Genomic DNA, 20,413 nt, shown 5'->3' on the forward strand with positions numbered 1-20,413 from the left:
ACAAACAGGAGGGGCGCATGGCACGAGGATTACTGGGGCCGCTCAAGCCCCTCGACGCGAACGATGCCGAACCGGATCGCAAACTGCGCAAGACGCTGAGCTGGCCGCACCTGATTGCGCTGGGCATCGGTGCGATCGTCGGCACCGGCATCTACACGCTGACCGGCGTCGGTGCGGATCGTGCCGGGCCGGCCGTCATCCTGTCGTTCGCGATCGCCGGCGCGGTGTGCGCCTGCGCCGCGCTCGCCTATGCCGAAATGGCGACGCTGATCCCCACGGCGGGCAGCGCGTACACCTACAGCTATTCGGTGATCGGCGAGAGTGTCGCGTGGATCGTCGGGTGGAGCCTGATCCTCGAATATTCGCTCGCCTGTTCGACGGTTGCGGTCGGGTGGTCGGCCTATCTGGTCGGATGGTTGCAGAGTGCCGGCGTCCACCTGCCCGCGATGCTGTTGTCGGGGCCGCATGGCGGGGGCATCGTGAACCTGCCTGCCGTGCTGGTCGCGCTCGGCATTGCGGGGATGCTGGTGGCGGGCACGCGGGAGAGTGCGACGCTCAACATCGTGCTGGTCGCGATCAAGATGGTGGCGCTGGCGGTGTTCGTCGTCGTCGCATTGCCCGCGTTCAACGGCGGCAATTTCGAACCGTTCATGCCCTACGGCTTTGGCAGCCAGGTGCAGGGCGGGGCGACGCGCGGGGTGATGGCCGCCGCCGCGATCGTGTTCTTCGCCTTTTACGGGTTCGATGCGGTCGCGACCTCGGCAGAGGAGGCGCGCAATCCGGGGCGCGACCTGACCATCGGCATCATCGGGTCGATGGCGGCGTGCACCGCGATCTACATGGGCGTCGCGGTCGCCGCGATCGGCGCGGTCAGCTATATCGACCTGGGCCGCTCGGCCGAGCCGCTGGCCTATGTGCTGCGCACGCTCCAGCATCCCTTTGCCGCATGGGCGATCGGGCTGGCGGCCCTGATCGCGCTCCCCTCGGTCATCCTGGTGATGATGTACGGGCAGAGCCGCATCTTCTTCGTCATGTCGCGCGACGGGCTGTTGCCGCGTTCGCTCAGCCGGGTGTCGGCGCGCACCGGGTCGCCCGCGCTGGTGACGATGGTGACCGGGGTGTTCGTCGCCGCCGTCGCCGGCTTCTTCCGCCTCGACGAGATCGCCGAGCTGGCCAATGCCGGCACGCTGCTGGCGTTCATCGCGGTCGCGGCGTGCATGATGATCCTGCGCCGCCGCGCGCCCGACCTGCAACGCGTATTCCGCTGTCCCGCGCCGTTCGTCGTCGGCACGCTGGCGATTCTCGGCTGCCTCTATCTGCTGGTCAGCCTGCCGGTGCATACGCTGGAGCGGTTCGCGCTGTGGAACGTCGCGGGAATCGCCTTCTATCTGCTCTATGGCCGGACGCGCAGCATGGTGCGGGCGCGCGCGTGACGGCGACGGCGATCGTCATCGGCGACGGCGTGGTCGCGCTGAACGTCGCGCTGGCGCTGCAACGACGCGGCACGCAGGTGACGATCGTCGCCCCCGATGCGCCGTGGCGCGGCGCGTCATGGGGCAATGCCGGGCATATCGCGGTCGAACAGGTCGAACCGCTCGCGTCGCTGGCCACGGTGACGAGTGTGCCGAAGCGGCTGTTCTCGCGCGGCGGCGCGCTCGCCTTGCCGCCACGGGCGATCCGGACGTGGCTGCCCTTCACGCTGCGGCTGCTCCGCGCCGCCGCCCCGGCACGGTTCGCGCGGGGGAAGGTGGCGCTGTCCGCGATGCTGGCGACCGCGATTCCGGCGTGGCAGCGGGTGCTGGCGGCGGCCGGGCGGGGCGACCTGTTGCGCATCGCGGGGCATTTCGTGGTGTGGGAAACGCCCGAGAGCGCCGCGCGGGGGCAGGCGGCGTGGGCCGCGGCCGATACCGGCACCGCGACCGTTCGCCCCGTAACGCCCGACGAGCTGGCCCGGCTCCAGACGCTGACCACGGTGCCGATCGCCGGCGCGATCCGGTTCGAAGGGAGCGGACAGATCGTCGATCCCGCCGCGCTGGGTGCCGCGCTGCTCGGGCAGTTCGTGGCGAACGGCGGCACGATGATCCGCACCCGCGCCCGCGCCCGCGCGATCGTGGAGGCGGACGGCGGCGCGCGCGTCGTGCTGGAACAGGGCGCACCGATCGAGGCGGCGGTGGCGGTGGTCGCCGCCGGGGCGGCATCGGCCGCGCTGGTCAAGGCCGTAGGCCTCACCGCCCCGCTGATCGCCGAGCGTGGCTATCATGTCGAGGGCGATCCCGGCGAATGGCCCGCCGACCTGCCGCCGGTGGTGTTCGAGGACCGCTCGATGATCGTCACCCGCTTCGCCGACCGGCTGCGCGCGGCGAGCATCGTCGAATTCGCCCGCGCCGACATGGCCCCCGATCCGCGCAAATGGGCGCGCATCCGGGGCCATGTCGCTGCGCTGGGCCTGTCGCTCGCCCCGCCGCTCGAACCGTGGATGGGCGCGCGGCCGACGCTGCCCGATTACCTGCCCGCGATCGGACGGCGCGGCGCGGTCGCCTATGCATTCGGGCACCAGCATCTGGGGCTGACGCTGGCGGCGACCAGCGGCGAGGCACTGGCCGCGCTGCTGCACGACGCGCCGCCGCCGTTCGACCTGTCGCCCTTCACCCTCGATCGATTTCGGTAGAGTGGGGCGACATGCGCCCCACCCGTTTGTGCTGAGTAGGGGCTGAGCTTGTCGAAGACCCGTATCGAAGCATCTGGTCGCGGTCCTTCGATACGCCCCTTCGACTTCGCTCAGTGGCTACTCAGGACGAACGGGTAGGCATCCGGTCATCATGCGCTGGGTTGTTTGGAAGTGTGCCGGCACCGCACGAAATGGCCGCTCTCGCCAATTTCCAAACGAAGAACAAGCGATGGTTGCGCTGGCGGACAGGGGGAGTAGGTGTTCGGACACGGTATACCACCGTGCACCGGGACTTTCCGCATGACCGCTATCGTCGTCCGCAACCTTTCCGAACAGCTGGTCGACCTGCTGCGCGACCGCATCCTTGCCGGACAGCTGGATGCCGACCGTGCGATCCGGCAGGATGCGCTGGCCGCCGAACTGGGCGTCAGCAAGATCCCGCTGCGCGAGGCGCTGACGAGGCTGGAGCAGGAAGGGCTGGTGCGGTCGCGCGCCAATCGCGGCTATTTCGTCCGCGACCTGACCATCGACGAGGCGGAGGAGGTCTATGCCCTGCGCCTGAAGCTGGAGCCGGAGGTCGCCGGCGTCGCGGCGATGCGCGCGACCGAGGGTGAGCGGACGCTGGCGATCGCCACGCTGGCGCAGCTCGACGAGGTGACCAACGCGCATGGCGACGGCGTGGGCGCGTTCAACCGCGCGTTTCACCTCGCGCTGCTGCGGCCGTCGCGCCAGACGATCACGACGACGATGCTGGAGCGGTTGCACGTGCTGGGCGAACGCTATGTCCGCCGCCATCTCGAACCGCTGGGCCGCGACCAGCGCGCGAACGACGAACATGCCCGGCTGCTCGAATGCTGGCTGGCGCGCGACGCGGCGGCGGTCAGCGCGCGGATGTACGCGCATATCGAACAGACCGTGCTCGACCTGCGCCGCGAATTCGCCAACGACGGCGGCGACGCGGCGTAACGTCGCCGCCCCATGACGTTGACGTCCCTCCCATCCGTTCGTGCTGAGTAGGGGCTGAGCTTGTCGAAGACCCATATCGAAGCACCGTTCGCGGTCCTTCGATACGCCCTTTCGACAAGCTCGGTGGCACCTCAGGACGGACGGGTATGTATTCTCCACCATCAGCCCCGACGACCGATTCCGCCTCTTTTGCCGCGACTTAGCGCAATGAAGCCACACGCCACGACCCTCTATTGCACTTTTTATGCACGGATATCGTATAATATATTTGAGCATAGCGTCTGGTTATGGCATTCTTTCCCCGACAATCATGGGGGTGACGATGCGACGTACGACGAGATTGCTGGCATCCGCTGCGGTGACCGCGCTGGTTTTGGGGAATGCGCTGCCCGCGCTGGCGCAGGCGACGACCGGGGGGCAGGTCGCGGGGGACGCATCGGCGCCCGGTGACGATACCATCACCGTGACCGGTTCGCGCATCGCGCAGCCCGGTGCCAAGAGCAACAGCCCGATCACGACCGTCGACGCCGCCGAAATCAAGCTGCAGGGCGCGACGAACATCGAAAGCGTCCTGAACCGCCTGCCGCAGATCACCGCCGATTCGAACGAGAATGTGTCGAACGGGTCGGACGGCACGGCCAGGGTCAATCTGCGCAACCTTGGCAGCAACCGCAACCTCGTGCTGGTCAACGGCCAGCGGCTGTTGCCGATCCAGGCGACCGACCTGAACTTCATCCCGTCGTTCATGATCCAGCGGGTCGACGTGATGAGCGGCGGCGCATCGGCCGTCTACGGGTCGGACGCGGTGTCGGGCGTCATCAACTTCGTGCTGCGCGACAATCTGAACGGCGTGAAGACCGACGTGCAATACGGGTTTTCGGCGCACCACAACGACAATGCCGGGTACCGCGACCGCGTGCGCGCCGCCGGGTTCACCCCGGCGCTCAGCAGCCCGGTCGACGGACAGCGGTTCGACGCGAATATCGCGATGGGCGCGAACTTCGCCGAGGATCGCGGCAATGTGACCGCCTATTTCGGCTATCGCGACGTGCGGCCGATCCTGCAGTATAACCGCGACGTGTCGGCCTGCGCGCTCGACCCGGTGTTCAGCGGCAATCCGTCGGCGGCAACCGCGCTGACGTGCGGCGGGTCGTCGAACAACCAGTTCGGCCGGTTCGTGCCGCTGCGCGACGGCATCGCGGCCGGCGGGTACAACAACACTACCGATGGCAACAAGACCTGGGTCCAGTACAACCCCAGCTTCCGCTACAATTACGCGCCGCTGAACTATTTCCAGCGTAACGACACCCGCTTCACCGCCGGTGCCTTTGCGAAATATCAGGTGAACCCGGCGGCCGAAATCTATGGCAGCTTCATGTTCATGGACGATCGCACCAATTCGCAGATCGCTCCCTCGGCGCTGTTCCAGGGCTATCCCTATTCGATCAACTGCAACAACCCGCTGATGAGCGCGCAGCAGGCGACGTTGCTGTGCGGCGCGGCGGCGGCGGGGACGAACGTCACGCAGGACGTCTATATCGGCTATCGCCCGGTGGCGGCACCGGCACAGCCGCGCCGCGACGACCTGCGCCATACCGATTACCGCGTGACCGGCGGGGTGAAGGGGCAGATCGCGCCCGGCGTGCGCTATGACGCGAACGCGCTGTTCTCGACCGTGATCTTCAACGAAACCTACCAGAACGACATCGACCCGGCCCGCGCCAACCGCGCGCTGAAGGTCGATCTGGTCAACGGTGTGCCGACCTGCCGTTCGGTGATCGACGGCAGCGACCCGAGCTGCGTGCCGCTGAACGTGTTCCAGTTCCGTGGGCCGAGCGCCGAGGCGCTGAACTACGTCTATGCGCCGACCAGCACCGAGGGGCTGGATCGCGAGACCGTGCTGGCGGGCACGATCAGCCTCGATGGTGGCGAATTCGGCATGAAGCTGCCCTGGGCCGAAAACGGCATCGGCGCGGTATTCGGCGTCGAGCATCGCCGCGAGAGCCTGGAATTCCGCGCCGACGCGCTGGCGATCGCCAAGGGGACGAAGGAAATCTCCGGCGCGTTCAACGTGACCGAAGGGTTCACTGAAATCCGCGTGCCGATCGTCGAGGATCGCCCGTTCTTCGACGAATTGTCGCTGACCGGCGGCTATCGCTTCTCGAAGTACAGCACCACCGGCAAGGGGATTTCGACCTACAAGGGTGAGATCGCATGGGCACCGTCGGCCGACCTGCGGCTGCGCGGCGGCTATAACCGCGCCATCCGTGCGCCCAACATCTCCGAACTGTTCGGTGCGCAAAGCCCCGGCAACGTGACGACGCAGGACCCGTGTTCGGGCACCAATCCGGCCGCGACCTTCCAGCAGTGCCAGCGCACCGGCGTCACCGCCGCGCAGTACGGCAAGATCATCGAATGCCCCAGCGAACAGTGCACCGGGTTCTTCGGCGGCAACCAGGCGCTGCGCCCCGAAGAGGCCGATACCTATACCGCCGGCATCGTGCTGACCCCGCGCTTCGCCAAGCGGCTGATGCTGTCGGTCGATTATTTCAACATCAAGGTGAAGGACTATATCGGCGTCATCCCGGTGTCGCTGACGATCAGCCAGTGCATCGCGACCGGCGATCCGTTCTTCTGTTCGCTGTTCAACCGCAATCCGCGCAACGGCGTGCTGTTCGGCGGCGATGCGGCGACCGCGGGCTATGTCACCTCGACCACGCAGAATACCGGCTCGCTCGGCACCAGCGGCCTCGACGTTGCGGCCAGCTATGCGTTCGATACCGCGATCGGCCGGTTCGGCGCGAACATGGTGGGTACGTGGCTGCGCGACCTGACCACCGAACCGCTGACGGGCCTTGGCAAATATGACTGCAAGGGGCTGTATGGCGGCACCTGCGGCCAGCCCAGCCCCGAATGGCGGCACCAGGCGCGCTTCACCTGGACCTCGCTCGACGACAAGGGGTCGATCTCGCTCAACTGGCGCTACATCGGCGCGACCGACCTGTCGTTCAACACGACCGATCCGTTCCTTCAGGGGTCGACCTACAAGGTCAATGCGCGCCTGCCGGTTGCCAATTATTTCGACCTGGCGGCCAGTGCCAGCGTACTGGACGACGTGACGCTGCGCATCGGCGTCAACAACCTGCTCGACCGCGATCCGCCGGCGATCGCGCAGGGCGTGCTGGCATCGTTCGGCAACGGCAACACCTATCCGGGCGTGTATGACGTCGCGGGCCGGACCTTCTTCGTCGGGCTGTCGGCGGAGTTCTGACGAACGGGCGGCCGGGGCACACGCTCCGGCCGCCACATGCACGGAAAGAAGTACATATGATCGGTCGCGTCGCGCTTGCCCTGCTGGTGTCCCCCTGGGCGATGGCGGTCGCGACCGCGCAGACCGCGGCGCCTACTCCCCCGGCGGAATGGGAACGGCCCGAGGTGATCCGCATCGGTGCCGAACCGATGCACGCGACCTTCGACGGGTATGAAACGGTGGCGCTGGCGAAGCGTGGCGACGCGCACGCCTCGCGCTATCACCTCTCGCTCGACGGGCCGTGGCGGTTCCACCATTCCCCCACCCCGGAGGCACGGCCGGTGGGGTTCGAACGGCCCGACTATGACGTCAGCCGCTGGGGCACCGTCGCGGTGCCGGGCATTTTGCAGGCGCAGGGGCAGGGAACCCCGGTCTTCGTCGGCAGCGGCTATCCCTTTCCGATGGACCAGCCCCGCATCGACCACCGGCTGAACGAGGTTGGATCGTACCGGCGCACGGTGATGGTGCCTGCACACTTTGCCGGGCGGCGGCTGCTGCTGACGATCGGTGCGGCGGGCGCGGCCTATTATCTGTGGGTCAATGGCCAGCGGATCGGCTATTCGGAAGACTCCAAGCTGCCCGCCGAATTCGACGTCACGTCCGCGATGCGCACCGGGGCCAATACGGTCGCGATCGAACTCTATCGCTATGCCGATGGCAGCTATCTGGAGGATCAGGATTTCTGGCGGGTCAACGGGATCGAGCGCAGCGTGACGCTGTACGCCGCGCCCGCCACCCATGTCCGCGACATCGATGTGCGCGCGGGACTGGCCAACGGCTATCGCGACGGGACGCTGAACCTGACCGTGGCGCTGGGCGGCAAGGCGGCGGCCGGAATGCGGGTGCGCGCACGGCTGCTGGACGGCGACCGCACGCTGCTGGTGCGCGAGGGCACCCCCGATACGGCGCGCGCGGTGCGCTTCGACGCCACCCTGCCCGCGATACGGCCGTGGAGCGCGGAGACGCCCGACCTCTACACGCTCCTCCTCGAACTGATCGATGCGCATGGACGGGTGGTCGAGGCGACGCAGCGGCGCATCGGTTTCCGCACCGTCGCGGTCGTCGATGGCGAGGTGCGGGTGAACGGCCGCCGGATCACGATCCGCGGCGTCAACCGCCACGAACACGACCCGCGCACCTTTCGCATCGTGTCCGACGCGACGCTGCTGCGCGACCTCGAACTGATGAAGGCGGCGAACGTCAACGCGCTGCGCCTGTCGCATTATCCCAACGATCCGCGCATCTACGACCTTGCCGACCGGGTCGGGCTGTACCTGATGGACGAGGCCAATATCGAGAGCCACGGCTATCTGAGCCAGGCGCAGCAGAGCGGCGATGTCGAAGGCACGCTGCTCGGCTACAAGCCCGAATGGAAGGCCGCGCATCTCGACCGGGTGGAGCGCATGGTCGAACGCGACAAGAACCATCCCTCCATCATCTTCTGGTCGCTGGGCAACGAAACCGGCATCGGCTCCAGCTTCGAAGCGGCGGCGCGCTGGGTAAAGGCGCGCGACACGACCCGGCTCGTCAGCTTTCTGGGGCACAGCATGAGCGGGTGGCGCCACCCGACCAACCCCTATGTCGATATCTTTGCGCCGATGTACGACGATATCGAAAAGCTGGTCGATTATGCCCAGCGGCCCGAATATACGCAGCCGCTGATCCTGTGCGAATATGCCCATGCGATGGGCAACAGCCTGGGCAATTTCCAGGACTATTGGGACGTCATCCACGCCCACCGCAAATTGCAGGGCGGGTTCGTCTGGGACTGGGTGGACCAGACGATCCTGCGCAAGGACGCGCAAGGCCGCGACTATTGGGCGCAGGGCCGCGATTTCGTGAAGGATGGCGACGACAGCCCGGTCGGCGACGGCGTGATCGGTGCCGACCGTGTCCCCGACCCCGAATATCACGAACTGGCCAAGGTCTATGCCCCGATCGCGTTCGAACGCGCCGGCGATGGCTACCGCGTCATCAACCGCCACGACCATATCGACCTGTCGCGCTTCACCCTTGACTATGCGCTGCTGGAGGATGGGCGCGAGGTCGCGACCGGCACACTGACGACACCGGCGGTCGCGGCAGGCGCACGCGCGCCGCTGTCGATCGCGCTGCCGGCCCCGCGCGATCCGGCGGCGGAGCGGATGCTGGTGCTGCGCGCGCGGGCGGGCAGGGGGGCGATCCCGCTGGTCCCCGCCGGCCATGTCGTGGCGTGGGAGCAGTTCGCGCTGTCGCCACCGCGCGCACAGCCGGCGTTCACCGCCGCCGCCACCCCGGTCGATGCCGGTGATACACTGGCGCTCCACGCGGGCGATGCGGTGCTGGAGGTCGACAAGGCGACCGGGCTGGTGCGGCGCTATGCACAGGGGGCCACGACGCTGCTGAGTGGCGGCGCGCCCGATTTCTGGCGCGCGCCGACCGACAACGACATCGGCACCGGCATGACCAAGAGCCACAAGATGTGGCAGGTCTTCAGCCAGCAACGCCGTGTCGACGCGATCGCCATCGATGGCGATGCGATCGTCGTGACGCACGACATGGGCGTCGGATCGGTCAAGGTCACGACGCGGTGGACGATGGATGCGGCCGGGGTGGCGCGCGCCGCGCTGCGGTTCGTGCCGCTTCGCGACGACCTGCCCGATCCGCCGCGCATCGGCGTGCAGTTCGCGATGCCCGCCACGCTCGACCGCATCCGCTGGTACGGGCGGGGCCCGTGGGAAAGCTATGCCGATCGCAAGACGTCGGCGCTGATCGGGCGCTATGCCGGGCTGCTGGCCGACCAGTATCACGGCTATGCCCGACCGCAGGAATCGGGGACCAAGCAGGACGTGCGCTGGATCGAGGTTACGGGCGCGACCGGCACCGGGCTGCGCGTGGCCGGCGACCGGCCGCTGGCGGTCAACGCGCTGCCTTTTCCCTATGCCGACCTGATGGAAAAGCCGCCGGCTGCGGTGCACAGCAGCGACGTTCGCCCGCATGGCGACGGCACGCTGCTGGTCGATGTGGCGCAGGGCGGGGTGGGCGGTGATACCGGGTGGAGCACGGACGGGCGGCCGCACCTGCGCTACCGCGTGCCGCTGACCCCGGTCGACTGGACGATCACGCTGGGGGCGGTGCGATGAAGCGGACACTGTGCGCGCTGCTGGCCGGGGCGACGCTGCTCGCGCTGGCCCCGCCGGTCGCGGCGCAGGGCGACCCGCGCATCGCCCGGTCGATTGCGCTGCGCGACCAATGGCAATGGCTGACCCGCGACATCGCCTTTCCGGCGGAATGGGACGCCGACGGGCGACATTTCCATTATCGCAAGACGGTGGCGGGCGGCTTCGCCTTCGTCGATGTCGACGCCGCGACGCAGGCGAAGGCGGCGGCGTTCGATGCGGCGGCGGTGGCGCGGGGGCTGGGCACGGCGCTGGGGCGCACGGTCGATCCGCTGCGGCTGCCGTTCGACGGCTTTGCGTTCGAGGACGGGCGCGCCGCGATCCGCTTTGCGATCGACTATGCGCCGTGGCGCTGCACGCTGGGCACGGTACGCTGTGCCCCGGTCACCGAGCCGCAGCGCCGCCCGCGCGGGTTCGACGTGGTGCGCGACCTGACCGTGCCTGCGCTGAACGTGCCGCACCGCGCACCCGATGGCATGCGCGAGGCGCTGGTGATCGACGACAATCTGGTGGTGCGCGCCGCCGGCAGCGGTGCGCAGGCGTGGCGCAGCCAGGATGGCAGCCCCGGCGATTTCTACGATCCCGAAACCATCGCGTGGTCGCCCGACGGCAAATGGATCGCGTTGTACCGCGTCCGGCCGGGCTATCGCCGGATCGTGACGCGCGTCGTGTCGTCGCCCGCCGGACAGGTGCAGCCGGTGCTGGCGCAGCAGCTCTACCCCAAGCCCGGCGACGCGATCGATCACGAACGCCCGGTCGTGTTCGATGCGGCGACCGGCCGGCGGATCGAGGTGGACGACGCGCTGTTCCCCAATCCGTGGCAGCTCGGCCCGATTGCGTGGCGCAAGGACGGCGGCAGCTTCGCGTTCGATTACATGCAGCGCGGGTTCCAGCATGCAAAGGTGATCGCGGTCACCGCCGCGACCGGTGCGGCACAGGCGGCGGTGACCGAGGATGCGGCGACCTTTATCCACAACGAACGCCGCTTCGCGCATGACGTGGGGGGCGTGGGGGCCGAGCTGATCTGGGCGTCGGAGCGCGATGGCTGGCGGCACCTCTACATGATCGACGCAACGACCGGGCGGGTCAGGCGACAGATCACGCGCGGGCAGTGGGTGGTACGCGATATCGCGCGGGTGGACGACGACCGCCGCCGCATCTGGTTTTCGGCCAGCGGCATGGTGCCGGGCGAGGACCCGTATCACAAACACTGGTTCCGGGTGGATTTCGACGGGCGCAACCTGACCCGGCTGACCGATGGCGACCAGACGCACGAGGCGCGGTTCTCGCCCGACGGCACCCGCTTCGTCGACGTCCATTCGCGCACCGACGTGCCCGAGGTGGCCGATCTGCGCGATGCGGACAGCGGCGCGGTGATCGCGACATTGGAGCGCGGCGACGTCCGTGCGCTCACCGCGGCGGGCTATCGCCCGCCCGAACGCTTCGTGGCGAATGGGCGCGACGGCACGACCGATATCCACGGGCTGGTCGTGCGCCCGCGCAACTATGACCCGGCGAAACATTATGCGGTGATCGAGAATATCTATGCCGGCCCGCACGACAGTTTCGTGCCCAAGGGCTATTGGCCGTTCGGCGCCTTTTCGGGCGGGGACAAGGCGATGGGAATGCAGCAGATCGCCGATCTGGGCTTCGTCGTCGTGATGATCGACGGCATGGGCACCGCCAACCGGTCAAAGGCATTTCACGACGTCGCGTGGCACAATCTGGCCGACAGCGGCTTTCCCGACCGCATCGCATGGATTCGCGCGCTGGCGGCCAGGGACCGTGCGATCGACCTGTCGCGGGTCGGCATTTATGGCGGGTCGGCGGGCGGGCAGAGCACGCTGAACGCGCTGTTGTTCCACCCCGATTTCTACAAGGCGGGGGTGGCGTTCGCCGGGTGCTTCGACAACCGCATGGACAAGATCGACTGGAACGAACAATGGCTGGGCTGGCCGGTGAACCCCAGCTATCTGGCGGCGTCGGGCGTGGTCCATGCCGACCGGCTGCAGGGCAAATTGCTGCTGGTGGTCGGCGAACAGGATTCGAACGTCGACCCCGCCTCGACGATGCAGGTCGTCGACGCGCTGATCCGCGCGGACAAGGATTTCGAGCTGCTGGTGATCCCCAACGGCGAACACGCCGCCGGCCGCTCGACCGGGCCGGTGGCGTACGGCCAGCGGCGCGAATACGACTTCTTCCTGCGGACGCTGGGGGGCACGCGGTAGGGGCGCGAAGGGCCTGTCCTACAGCGACCTGACCTGTCACAGTCCTTGGCGCTCTTTGACTGGCGGGCCGCTATTGCGCAGCACTCGCAACGCCATGCGAAAGCGTGGCGAGTGTGAACTTTGTGAACTTTGCCCGAAAAATCCTTTGTTTTCAGGGGGGGCAGGGATCGGTGGCGCTACCGCGCGCGCAGTACCACCGTCGTCGGTGCGCCCGACAGCGCGATCGTCGTGAAGCCGCGTTCGGCCGTGCCGCGATCGATCGTATAGGGCGCGCCGCCCGCCGGGGCCTCGACCAGCAGGTGCGCGGCGGGGGTCGTGGCGGTGGCGGGGTCGAGGGTCAGTTCGATGCGGCGCGCGGCGGGCAGCCAGCGGGCGCGGGCGATCGTGCCGGCGGCCAGCGTGATCCACTGCCCGGCGGGGGCGACGAACAACCGGGTGCGCGCGCCGTCGTGCGGCACGATCTCCACGCCCGCGCCCGCTTCACCGACGGTGCCGCCGAACCCCAGCCAGCCAAAGGTCGCATCGCGCACCAGATAGGTCGCGGCGGCATAGGCATGGCCGAAATAGCCCATGCCGTAATCGCCGCTATACGCGTCCCAGCGCATCATGTCGGGTTCGGAATGGAACGCGGCGGAGGCGAAGCCGTCGCGGTCGATATTGGTGATCCCGCCCATGAACCCGCCATAGGCGACGCGCAGCAGGTGCAGGTCGGCGGGATCGCGGCGGAACGCATCGAACAGCGGCACGGCGTTCAGCGCCGACCCGTAATGGTGCAGCTGCCGTTCGATCCGCGGCACCTTTCCACCGTACAGGAAATCCCAATAGCGCCGGGCATTGCCGTTATAGCCCCAGTGCGGCACGGTCGGGTCATAGCCCAGGATCACCTCGCGCGTGACCGCCGCCTCACGGGCGTGGCCGAAATGTTGCATCCACGCATACACCTCCGGCTGCCCGGTCGAATCCCACGCCATCTCGCTGCCGAATGGATAGGCGAGGGTGCGCCAATGGTCGGCGCGCGCGCGCATCAGCGCCTCGATCTCCGCCGCCTGCGCGGTCATCCCCTCACGCTGCAGGTCGGTCAGGATTTCGAGGAACACCTCCCCCTCCATCTGCCCGAACTGCGCATAATGCGGGGCGTCGCGCATCATCGCGACGGTCGTGCGCGCGGCTTGGGTAAGGTAGAAGCGCCAGTCGTGGCGCGTGACCAGCCCGGCATGGTGCCGCGCCAGGCGATAGAGCACCCAATGCCCGACCGCGACATGGGGGTAGTTGTACGAGCGGCCAAGGTCGTCGGCCTGCTTGCGGTCCCACGATGCCCAGGTCGACCAGTCGGTGCCCCGGTCGTAATAGCCGGCGAACGCCTTCGGGTCGTAATAGAACAGGCTCTTCTTCACGCCGCCGCTCGCCGTCTGCAACTTGCCGAGCACGGTTGCGTCAACCATGTGCTCCAGCTTCGCGACTTCCTGCGGCTCTGGGTGGTCGAGTTGCTTCATGATCGCGGCGACCCACGACCCGCCGCCGCCCTCGTCGCTCATCCCGGCGATCCACACGCGCTTGTCCTGCGTGACGATGCGGTTCGCGTCGTGGTCATAGGTCAGGATCGCCGGCGCGCGGCGGAACGGGTCGGCGGGGTCGTCGAACCACTGCCGCGTCGTCGCGAAACGGCCAAGATCGGCCGACACCTGCGCCAGCGGCTTCGTCACGTAGTAATGCACGCTCTGCACGCTGCCATCGGCATAGGTGATCGTGACGCGCGCACGGCCCCACCCGGTGCCCGTCACCCGCCAGCGCCGCCATCCCGTGGGGGCCGCGACCGGGGTCAGCGTCAGCGCATCGGCCGGGGTGATCGCGACGCCGCGCACGGCTTGGCCCGCTCGCACGAACAGGTCGGCGGGGCTGTCGGTCGGGACGACATAGCCTGGCAGGCCGATGGCGAGCGGCCGGCGCTCCGCCTGCAACGTAGCCTCGATCGCGCGGATCGACGGCGCGGTGACGAGGCGGACGCCGATGCTGCGCCGCTCGCCGGGCGCAAGGGTGAAGCCGGTCGCCGGGTTCCACGGCTGTCCCGCATCGGCCATGGCGCGACTGGCGACCATCCAGTCGTAAAAGCCCTCGAACGTCTGCTGCCGCTTCGTCGCGTCGGTAAAGATATCGCCCGCCGCCGCGGCCTTCGCATCGCGCAGGATGCGATATTGCTCCAGCGGCGTGCGCCCGTCGGGCAGGACCAGCAGCGCCGGCCCCTTGCCGCTCAGCCGCGTGACCTGCAGATAGCCGGCATCATTGCCGATATAGGGGTCGACGAAGCTGGCGTGCGCATGCGCCTGTTCCAGCGTGCGGTCGGTGATGATGTTGTCGAACACCATCGGCATGCCCAGCGCCCCGATCTCCACCGGGGTCGCGCCGCGATTGTGCAGGGTGAAGCGCAACACCGGCGCGCCGCGATCGCGCAGCCACGCCCGCTCGATCGACAGCGGCAGCCCGGCGCCCATCGTCGCGGTCAGGTCGGCGCGCGCCAGCACATTCCCCCCGCCGGGCAGCGCACGGACGGGCACGCGGTGGCGGTAGGAGGAAAAGTCGCGCCACGTGCCGCCGGCGCTGCGCAGCCGCAGATGCAGGTCGCCGATCTGGGCATAGCCATCGCCGAGCCGCGCCGCTGCCCGGTCGCCCGGCGCGAAATCGAAACCGGGTTCGCTGCGGGGTGACAGATGCAGCAGCGTCTGGTGCAGCGGGTCGAGCGTCACCGTCAGCGCGCCGGCGACCTGGAGCACAGGGCCGGGCGCGGGCGTGGCGGCCCCCAGCATCGCGCCCCCGGCCATCACCGCCGCCACCCCGCCGCACGCTGTCAAAACCCGCCGCATCGCGTCATCATCCCTGTCGTCCGATCGGTTGACTCCGACCCAGTTCCGCGTATCGTATACTATATCTTTGGGAGATGGAAATGCTGGTTGGTCGTCGTGCGTTCCTGTTGTCGTCGGCGACGCTGCCGATGCTGACGCTGCCCGCCGCGGCCAAGCGTGGGGCGGGGCTGCCGGCGAAGGCCACGCCGTTCCCGCTGTCGGCAGTGCGGCTGCGCCCGTCCGATTATGCCCGCGCGGTGGAGGTGAACAAGGCCTATCTGATGCGGCTGTCGCCCGACCGGCTGCTCCACAATTTCCATGCCTTTGCCGGGTTGCCGACCAAGGCACCGGTCTATGGCGGATGGGAAAGCGACACGATCGCGGGCCATACCCTCGGCCACTACCTTTCCGCGCTGGCGCTGATGCATGCGCAGACCGGTTGCGCGGAGTGCGCGACCCGCGCGGCGTACATCATCGACGAACTGGCGCGGTGCCAGGCGGCGCATGGCGACGGCTATGTCGCGGGCTTCTCGCGCAAGCGCAAGGACGGCACCATCGCCAACGGGAAGGAGATTTTCCCCGAGATCATGGCCGGCGACATCCGCTCGGCCGGGTTCGACCTCAATGGCTGCTGGGTGCCCTATTACAACTGGCACAAGCTCTATACCGGGCTGTTCGACGTCATCGACCATATCGGCCCGAACGACCGCGCGATGGCGATCGCGACCGCGCTGGGCGGCTATATCGAACGCGTCTTCGCCGCCCTCTCCGACGATCAGGTGCAGGTGATGCTGGCCTGCGAATATGGCGGGCTGAACGAAAGCTTCGCTGAACTGCACGCGCGCACCGGCGATGCGCGCTGGCTGCGCCTGGCCGAGCGAATCTACGACAAGCGCAACCTCGACCCGCTGACGCAGAAGCGCGACCAGCTGGCGAACTTCCACGCCAATACGCAGGTGCCCAAGCTGATCGGCCTCGCCCGGCTGCACGAGATCACCGGCAAGCCCGAACAGGCGACTGCCGCGCGCTTTTTCTGGGAACAGGTCGTGCGCCATCACAGCTATGTCATCGGCGGCAATGCCGACCGCGAATATTTCAGCGGCCCCGACACGATCGCGCAGCACATCACCGAACAGACGTGCGAGTCCTGCAACACCTACAACATGCTCAAGCTGACCCGGCATTTGTTCGCGTGGGAGCCGGACGGCGCGCTGTTCGATTATTACGAACGCGCCCATCTGAACCACATCCTTGCGCATCAGGAGCCGGTGAACGGCGGCTTCACCTATATGATGCCGCTGATGTCGGGGACGAAGCGCGAATATTCTGCGCGCGATGGCGAGGAATTCTGGTGCTGCGTCGGGACCGGCATGGAAAGCCATTCGAAGCACGGCGAAAGCATCTTCTGGTCCGGCGACGACACGCTGCTCGTCAATCTCTACATCCCCGCCGATGCAACATGGGCGGCGCGCGGCGCGACGATCGGGCTGGCGACCGGCTATCCGTTCACGGGCGAGGCGACGCTGACCTTTACCACGCTCGACCGGCCGGGCAGCTTTCCGGTCGCGCTGCGCGTGCCGGGCTGGGCGAAGCAGCACGACGTGCTGGTGAACGGCAAGCCGGTCGATAGCGCGGCGGCGGGCGGTTATGCGATCGTGACGCGGCGGTGGAAGGCGGGCGATGCGGTGACGATCCGCCTGCCGCTCGACCTGCGGATCGAGGCGACGCCGGGCGATGCGCAGACGATCGCGTTCCTGCGCGGGCCGCTGGTGCTGGCAGGTGACCTTGGCCGGGCCGACGGGACGTGGGACCAGCCCGACCCGTCGATGGTCGGCGACGACCTGATCGCCGCCTTTGCCGCCGTCGCGCCAGAAGCGGCGCAATATGCGACGAAGGGGATCGTGCGGCCCGGCGACCTGAGCTTCGTGCCCTTCTATCGCCAATATGACCGGCGATCGGCGGTCTATTTCAAACGCTTCAGCGATGCGCAGTGGAAGACCGAGGAAGCCGCGTTCCTGGCCGAACAGACGCGGCAGAAGGAACTGGCCGCGCGGCAGGTCGACGTGATGCACCTGGGCGAGATGCAGCCCGAGCGCGATCACCAGCTGACGTCGGACATTTCCTATCCGGTCGCCTATCGCGGGCGCAACGGCCGCGACGCGCGCACCGGCGGCTTCTTCGAATTCACGATGGCGGCAAAGCCCGGCCCGCTGGTGTTGCAGGCGAGCTATTGGGGCGACGAGCGCAAGCGCAGCTTCGACATCCTGGTCAACAACCAGCGGATTGCGACGCAGACGCTGGACGGCGACCGGCCCGGCGCGTTCTTCGACGTCGACTATCCGATCCCGGAGGCACTGACGAAGGGCAAGGCGCAGCTCAAGGTCCGTTTCGTGCCGCATGACAAGAATACCGCCGGGCCGGTCTTCGGCGTCCGGCTGTTCGCGGCGAAGCGGGGCGTGACGGCGTGAACGACGGGCGGGTGCACATGACGCTGGACGCGGTGCGCGCCTATGCCCGCGCCACGCTGACGCGGGTCGGGCTGGCCCCGGCGCATGTCGCGGCGGTGGCGGAGACGATCGTCGCGGGCGAGCGCGACGGGTGCGGCGCGCACGGGCTGTACCGCCTGCTGGTCGCGGCGCATTCGGTGGCGTGCCGGGTGGTGGTGCCCGATGCGGTGCCGGTGCTGGAGCGGCGCGCGGGCGGCGTGGTGCGGGTCGACGGGCGGGGCGGCTTTGCCCAGCTGGCGTTCGACACCGGGCGCGACGCGCTGGTCGATGCGGCCCGCGCCAACGGCATCGCCGCGCTGGCGATAACGAACGTCGTCCATTTCGCGGCGCTGTGGCCGGAGGTGGAGGCGCTGGTCGACCGCGGGCTGGTCGCGCTGGCGGTGACCGCCAATCACGCCTGGGTCGCGCCGGCGGGGGGGACGCAGCCGGTCTTCGGCACGAACCCGATCGCCTTTGGCTGGCCGCGGGCGGGCGGGGTGCCGTTCGTGTTCGATTTCGCGACCAGCGCGGTGGCGCGCGGCGAGATCGAGCTGCACCGCCGCGCAGGCACTGCCGTCCCCGCCGACTGGGGCCACGCCCCCGATGGCAGCGACACGACCGATCCGGCGGCGGTGCTGGCCGGCGCGATGCGGACGTTCGGCGGGCACAAGGGGTCGGCGCTGGCGCTGATGGTCGAACTGCTCGCCGGGCCGCTGATCGGTGACCTGACCAGCGCGGAATCGATCGCGTGGGATGCGGGGCGCAAGGGGTCTCCGCTGGGCGGCGAGCTTGTCATCGCGCTCGACCCCGCCGGGTTCCTGGGGGATGCGGCGGCCGAACAGATGGCGCGCGCGGAACGCGTGTTCGCCGCGATCGAGGGGCAGGGCGCGCGCGTGTCCGGCGCGCGCCGCCACGCCCTGCGCCCCGTCAGCGAACGCGACGGGGTGTGGGTGTCACGGGCGCTGCTTGATGATATCGACCGGACGATGGGGGACGTGGCATGACGATGATGGTGGCGATGGCGCTGATGCTGGCGGGGCCGGGCGCGGTCCCGGCGACGGCGACGATCCCGGCGCGCGACGCCGCGTTCCGGCGTCTGTCGGACGGCGAATATGCGTGGCGGCGCACCCTGACCGGGCCGGGCGAGGATGCGCCGGCCAGCCCCAATGCGACGCTGCCCGACGTGTCGCCGGCCGCGCAGGCGGCGATGACCCGCCGCTGGACCGACACGCTCGCCGCGCTCGACCGGATCGATCCGGCGACGCTCAGCCCGGCGGCGCGCGACGATTATATCGTCTATCGCGCGCAGGTTGCGACCCTGCTCGCGCGCCAGCAGTTTCGCGAATACGAAAAGCCGCTGAACGCCGATACCAGCTTCTGGATGAGCGTCGCCGACATGGCGCGCGCCGACTATCGCGACGAGGCGGCTTTGCGGCTATATCTATCGCAGCTGGCCAGCCTGCCGCGCTATTACGACCAGCAGATCGCCAATATGCGCGCCGGGCTTAAGCGCGGCTTCACCCCGCCGCGCATCACGCTGCAGGGGCGCGATGCCGGCGTGGCCGAGGTGGTGAAGGCCGGCGCGGGCGAGGCATCGCCCTTCTACGCGCCGTTCAAGACGCTGCCCGCGACCATCCCGCCCGCGCGGCAGGCGGCGCTTCGGGCAGAGGCGAAGCGGGTGATCGCGGCGGCGGTGGTACCGGCGCATGCCACGCTGATGGCGTTCCTGCGCGACACCTATATCCCGCAGGCCCGCACCGGGCTCGCCGCCTATGACCTGCCCGACGGGCACGCCTATTACCGGTCGAAGGTCCGCGAGTTCGTGACCCGCGACCTCAGCCCGGAGGATATCCACGCGATCGGGCTGCGCGAGGTCGCCAGGATTCGCGACCGGATGCAGCAGGTGATGACGCAGGTCGGGTGGAAGGGCGACCTGCCGTCGTTCCTGAACCACCTGCGCACCGATCCGCAATTCTATGCGAAGACGCCGCAGGAACTGCTCGACCGCGCGGCATGGATATCCAAGACGTTCGACGGCAAGGTCGCGACCTATTTCGGGCGGCTGCCGCGGATGCGCTTTGCGATCAAATCGGTCGCCCCCGATATCGCGCCGTTCTATACCAGCGGGCGCGGCGGGCCGGGCATCTACCTGGTCAACACCTATGACCTGCCGTCGCGCGGCCTGTATTCGCTGCCTGCGCTCACGCTGCACGAAAGCGCGCCCGGCCATGCGTTCCAGATGCCGTTCGCGATGGAGCTGACCGACCTGCCCGAGTATCGCCGCAACGAATATCTCTCGGCCTATGGCGAGGGCTGGGCGCTGTATTGCGAGGCGCTGGGCGAGGATATGGGGATGTACGCAACCCCCTATGAAATTTTCGGGATGCTCAGCTACCAGATGTGGCGCGCCGCCCGCCTGGTCGTCGACACCGGCATCCATGCGAAAGGGTGGACCCGCGAAGCGGCGCAGGCGTATCTGCGCGACAATACCGCGCTGTCGAACCACGAGATCACGACCGAGGTCGACCGCTATATCGCGTGGCCGGGACAGGCGCTGAGCTATTATATGGGCGAGCTGGCGTTCCTCGACGCGCGGGCGCGGGCGCAGAAGGCGCTGGGCGACAAGTTCGACTATCGCGCATTCCACGACGCGATGCTGAGCCTCGGATCGGTCCCGCTGCCGATGATCGACGCGCGCGCCGACCGCTTCATCGCCGACAAGGGCAAGGGGCCGTACCCGATGCCGTGACGGGGCGCGCG

At 68.4% G+C, this 20,413-nt stretch carries 10 protein-coding genes and 1 pseudogene; 10 read left to right on the forward strand and 1 reads right to left on the reverse strand.

Going from position 1 to position 20,413, the window contains the following annotated elements:
* The first annotated feature begins 17 nt into the window (after positions 1–17).
* The 7 genes and pseudogenes from ASE58_RS16450 to ASE58_RS16475 all read left to right on the forward strand — a co-directional run bounded on the left by ASE58_RS16450 (position 18) and on the right by ASE58_RS16475 (position 12,330).
* Complete coding sequence (locus ASE58_RS16450; protein ID WP_055823771.1) at positions 18–1,433, forward strand: amino acid permease; 1,416 nt, start codon at positions 18–20, stop codon at positions 1,431–1,433.
* Positions 1,430–2,668, forward strand: coding sequence for an NAD(P)/FAD-dependent oxidoreductase (locus tag ASE58_RS16455; protein WP_055823774.1), 1,239 nt, complete (start codon positions 1,430–1,432; stop codon positions 2,666–2,668). The genes ASE58_RS16450 and ASE58_RS16455 overlap by 4 nt, the downstream gene beginning before the upstream one ends.
* 300 nt (positions 2,669–2,968) lie before the next feature.
* Complete coding sequence (locus ASE58_RS16460; protein ID WP_055763879.1) at positions 2,969–3,634, forward strand: GntR family transcriptional regulator; 666 nt, start codon at positions 2,969–2,971, stop codon at positions 3,632–3,634.
* Between the two features lie 322 nt (positions 3,635–3,956).
* The gene (locus ASE58_RS16465; protein ID WP_156347799.1) at positions 3,957–6,905 is read left to right on the forward strand and encodes a TonB-dependent receptor domain-containing protein; all 2,949 of its coding nucleotides are present in this window, start codon (positions 3,957–3,959) and stop codon (positions 6,903–6,905) included.
* Positions 6,906–7,093: 188 nt separating this feature from the next.
* Positions 7,094–7,663, forward strand: a pseudogene (locus ASE58_RS18600) (sugar-binding domain-containing protein); the annotation flags it as partial.
* On the forward strand, positions 7,655–10,066 hold the full coding sequence (locus ASE58_RS16470) for a glycoside hydrolase family 2 TIM barrel-domain containing protein (protein WP_443024680.1): 2,412 nt from the start codon (positions 7,655–7,657) through the stop codon (positions 10,064–10,066). The pseudogene ASE58_RS18600 and the gene ASE58_RS16470, both read left to right, overlap by 9 nt.
* Positions 10,063–12,330, forward strand: coding sequence for a S9 family peptidase (locus ASE58_RS16475; RefSeq protein ID WP_055823785.1), 2,268 nt, complete (start codon positions 10,063–10,065; stop codon positions 12,328–12,330). The genes ASE58_RS16470 and ASE58_RS16475 overlap by 4 nt, the downstream gene beginning before the upstream one ends.
* Positions 12,331–12,506: 176 nt before the next feature.
* Here ASE58_RS16475 and ASE58_RS16480 read toward each other — a convergent pair whose 3' ends face one another.
* Positions 12,507–15,188, reverse strand: coding sequence for a DUF5695 domain-containing protein (locus ASE58_RS16480; protein ID WP_055823787.1), 2,682 nt, complete (start codon positions 15,186–15,188; stop codon positions 12,507–12,509).
* A 74-nt stretch (positions 15,189–15,262) separates the two neighbouring features.
* Between ASE58_RS16480 and ASE58_RS16485 the strand changes: the two genes are divergently transcribed.
* Genes ASE58_RS16485 through ASE58_RS16495 form a run of 3 tightly spaced genes read left to right on the forward strand, consistent with a single transcriptional unit; the run spans position 15,263 to position 20,402 of the window.
* Positions 15,263–17,635 (forward strand): glycoside hydrolase family 127 protein, encoded by a 2,373-nt coding sequence (locus ASE58_RS16485; protein ID WP_156347800.1) that lies wholly within the window; start codon positions 15,263–15,265, stop codon positions 17,633–17,635.
* Between the two features lie 17 nt (positions 17,636–17,652).
* Positions 17,653–18,657, forward strand: a complete 1,005-nt coding sequence (locus ASE58_RS16490; protein ID WP_082468213.1) for an Ldh family oxidoreductase — start codon at positions 17,653–17,655, stop codon at positions 18,655–18,657.
* Positions 18,654–20,402 (forward strand): DUF885 domain-containing protein, encoded by a 1,749-nt coding sequence (locus ASE58_RS16495; protein ID WP_055823793.1) that lies wholly within the window; start codon positions 18,654–18,656, stop codon positions 20,400–20,402. The genes ASE58_RS16490 and ASE58_RS16495 overlap by 4 nt, the downstream gene beginning before the upstream one ends.
* Positions 20,403–20,413 lie beyond the last annotated feature (11 nt).

This window comes from Sphingomonas sp. Leaf9, from assembly GCF_001421355.1.
GTDB lineage: Bacteria > Pseudomonadota > Alphaproteobacteria > Sphingomonadales > Sphingomonadaceae > Sphingomonas.

Excerpts from the sequence above, each read along its gene's own strand:
- ASE58_RS16450 (WP_055823771.1), top strand. The coding sequence starts at position 18 with ATGGCACGAGGATTACTGGGGCCGCTCAAGCCCCTCGACGCGAACGAT.
- ASE58_RS16460 (WP_055763879.1), top strand. The coding sequence starts at position 2,969 with ATGACCGCTATCGTCGTCCGCAACCTTTCCGAACAGCTGGTCGACCTG.
- ASE58_RS16465 (WP_156347799.1), top strand. The coding sequence starts at position 3,957 with ATGCGACGTACGACGAGATTGCTGGCATCCGCTGCGGTGACCGCGCTG.
- ASE58_RS16475 (WP_055823785.1), top strand. The coding sequence starts at position 10,063 with ATGAAGCGGACACTGTGCGCGCTGCTGGCCGGGGCGACGCTGCTCGCG.
- ASE58_RS16480 (WP_055823787.1), bottom strand. The coding sequence starts at position 15,188 with ATGCGGCGGGTTTTGACAGCGTGCGGCGGGGTGGCGGCGGTGATGGCC.
- ASE58_RS16485 (WP_156347800.1), top strand. The coding sequence starts at position 15,263 with ATGGAAATGCTGGTTGGTCGTCGTGCGTTCCTGTTGTCGTCGGCGACG.
- ASE58_RS16490 (WP_082468213.1), top strand. The coding sequence starts at position 17,653 with ATGACGCTGGACGCGGTGCGCGCCTATGCCCGCGCCACGCTGACGCGG.
- ASE58_RS16495 (WP_055823793.1), top strand. The coding sequence starts at position 18,654 with ATGACGATGATGGTGGCGATGGCGCTGATGCTGGCGGGGCCGGGCGCG.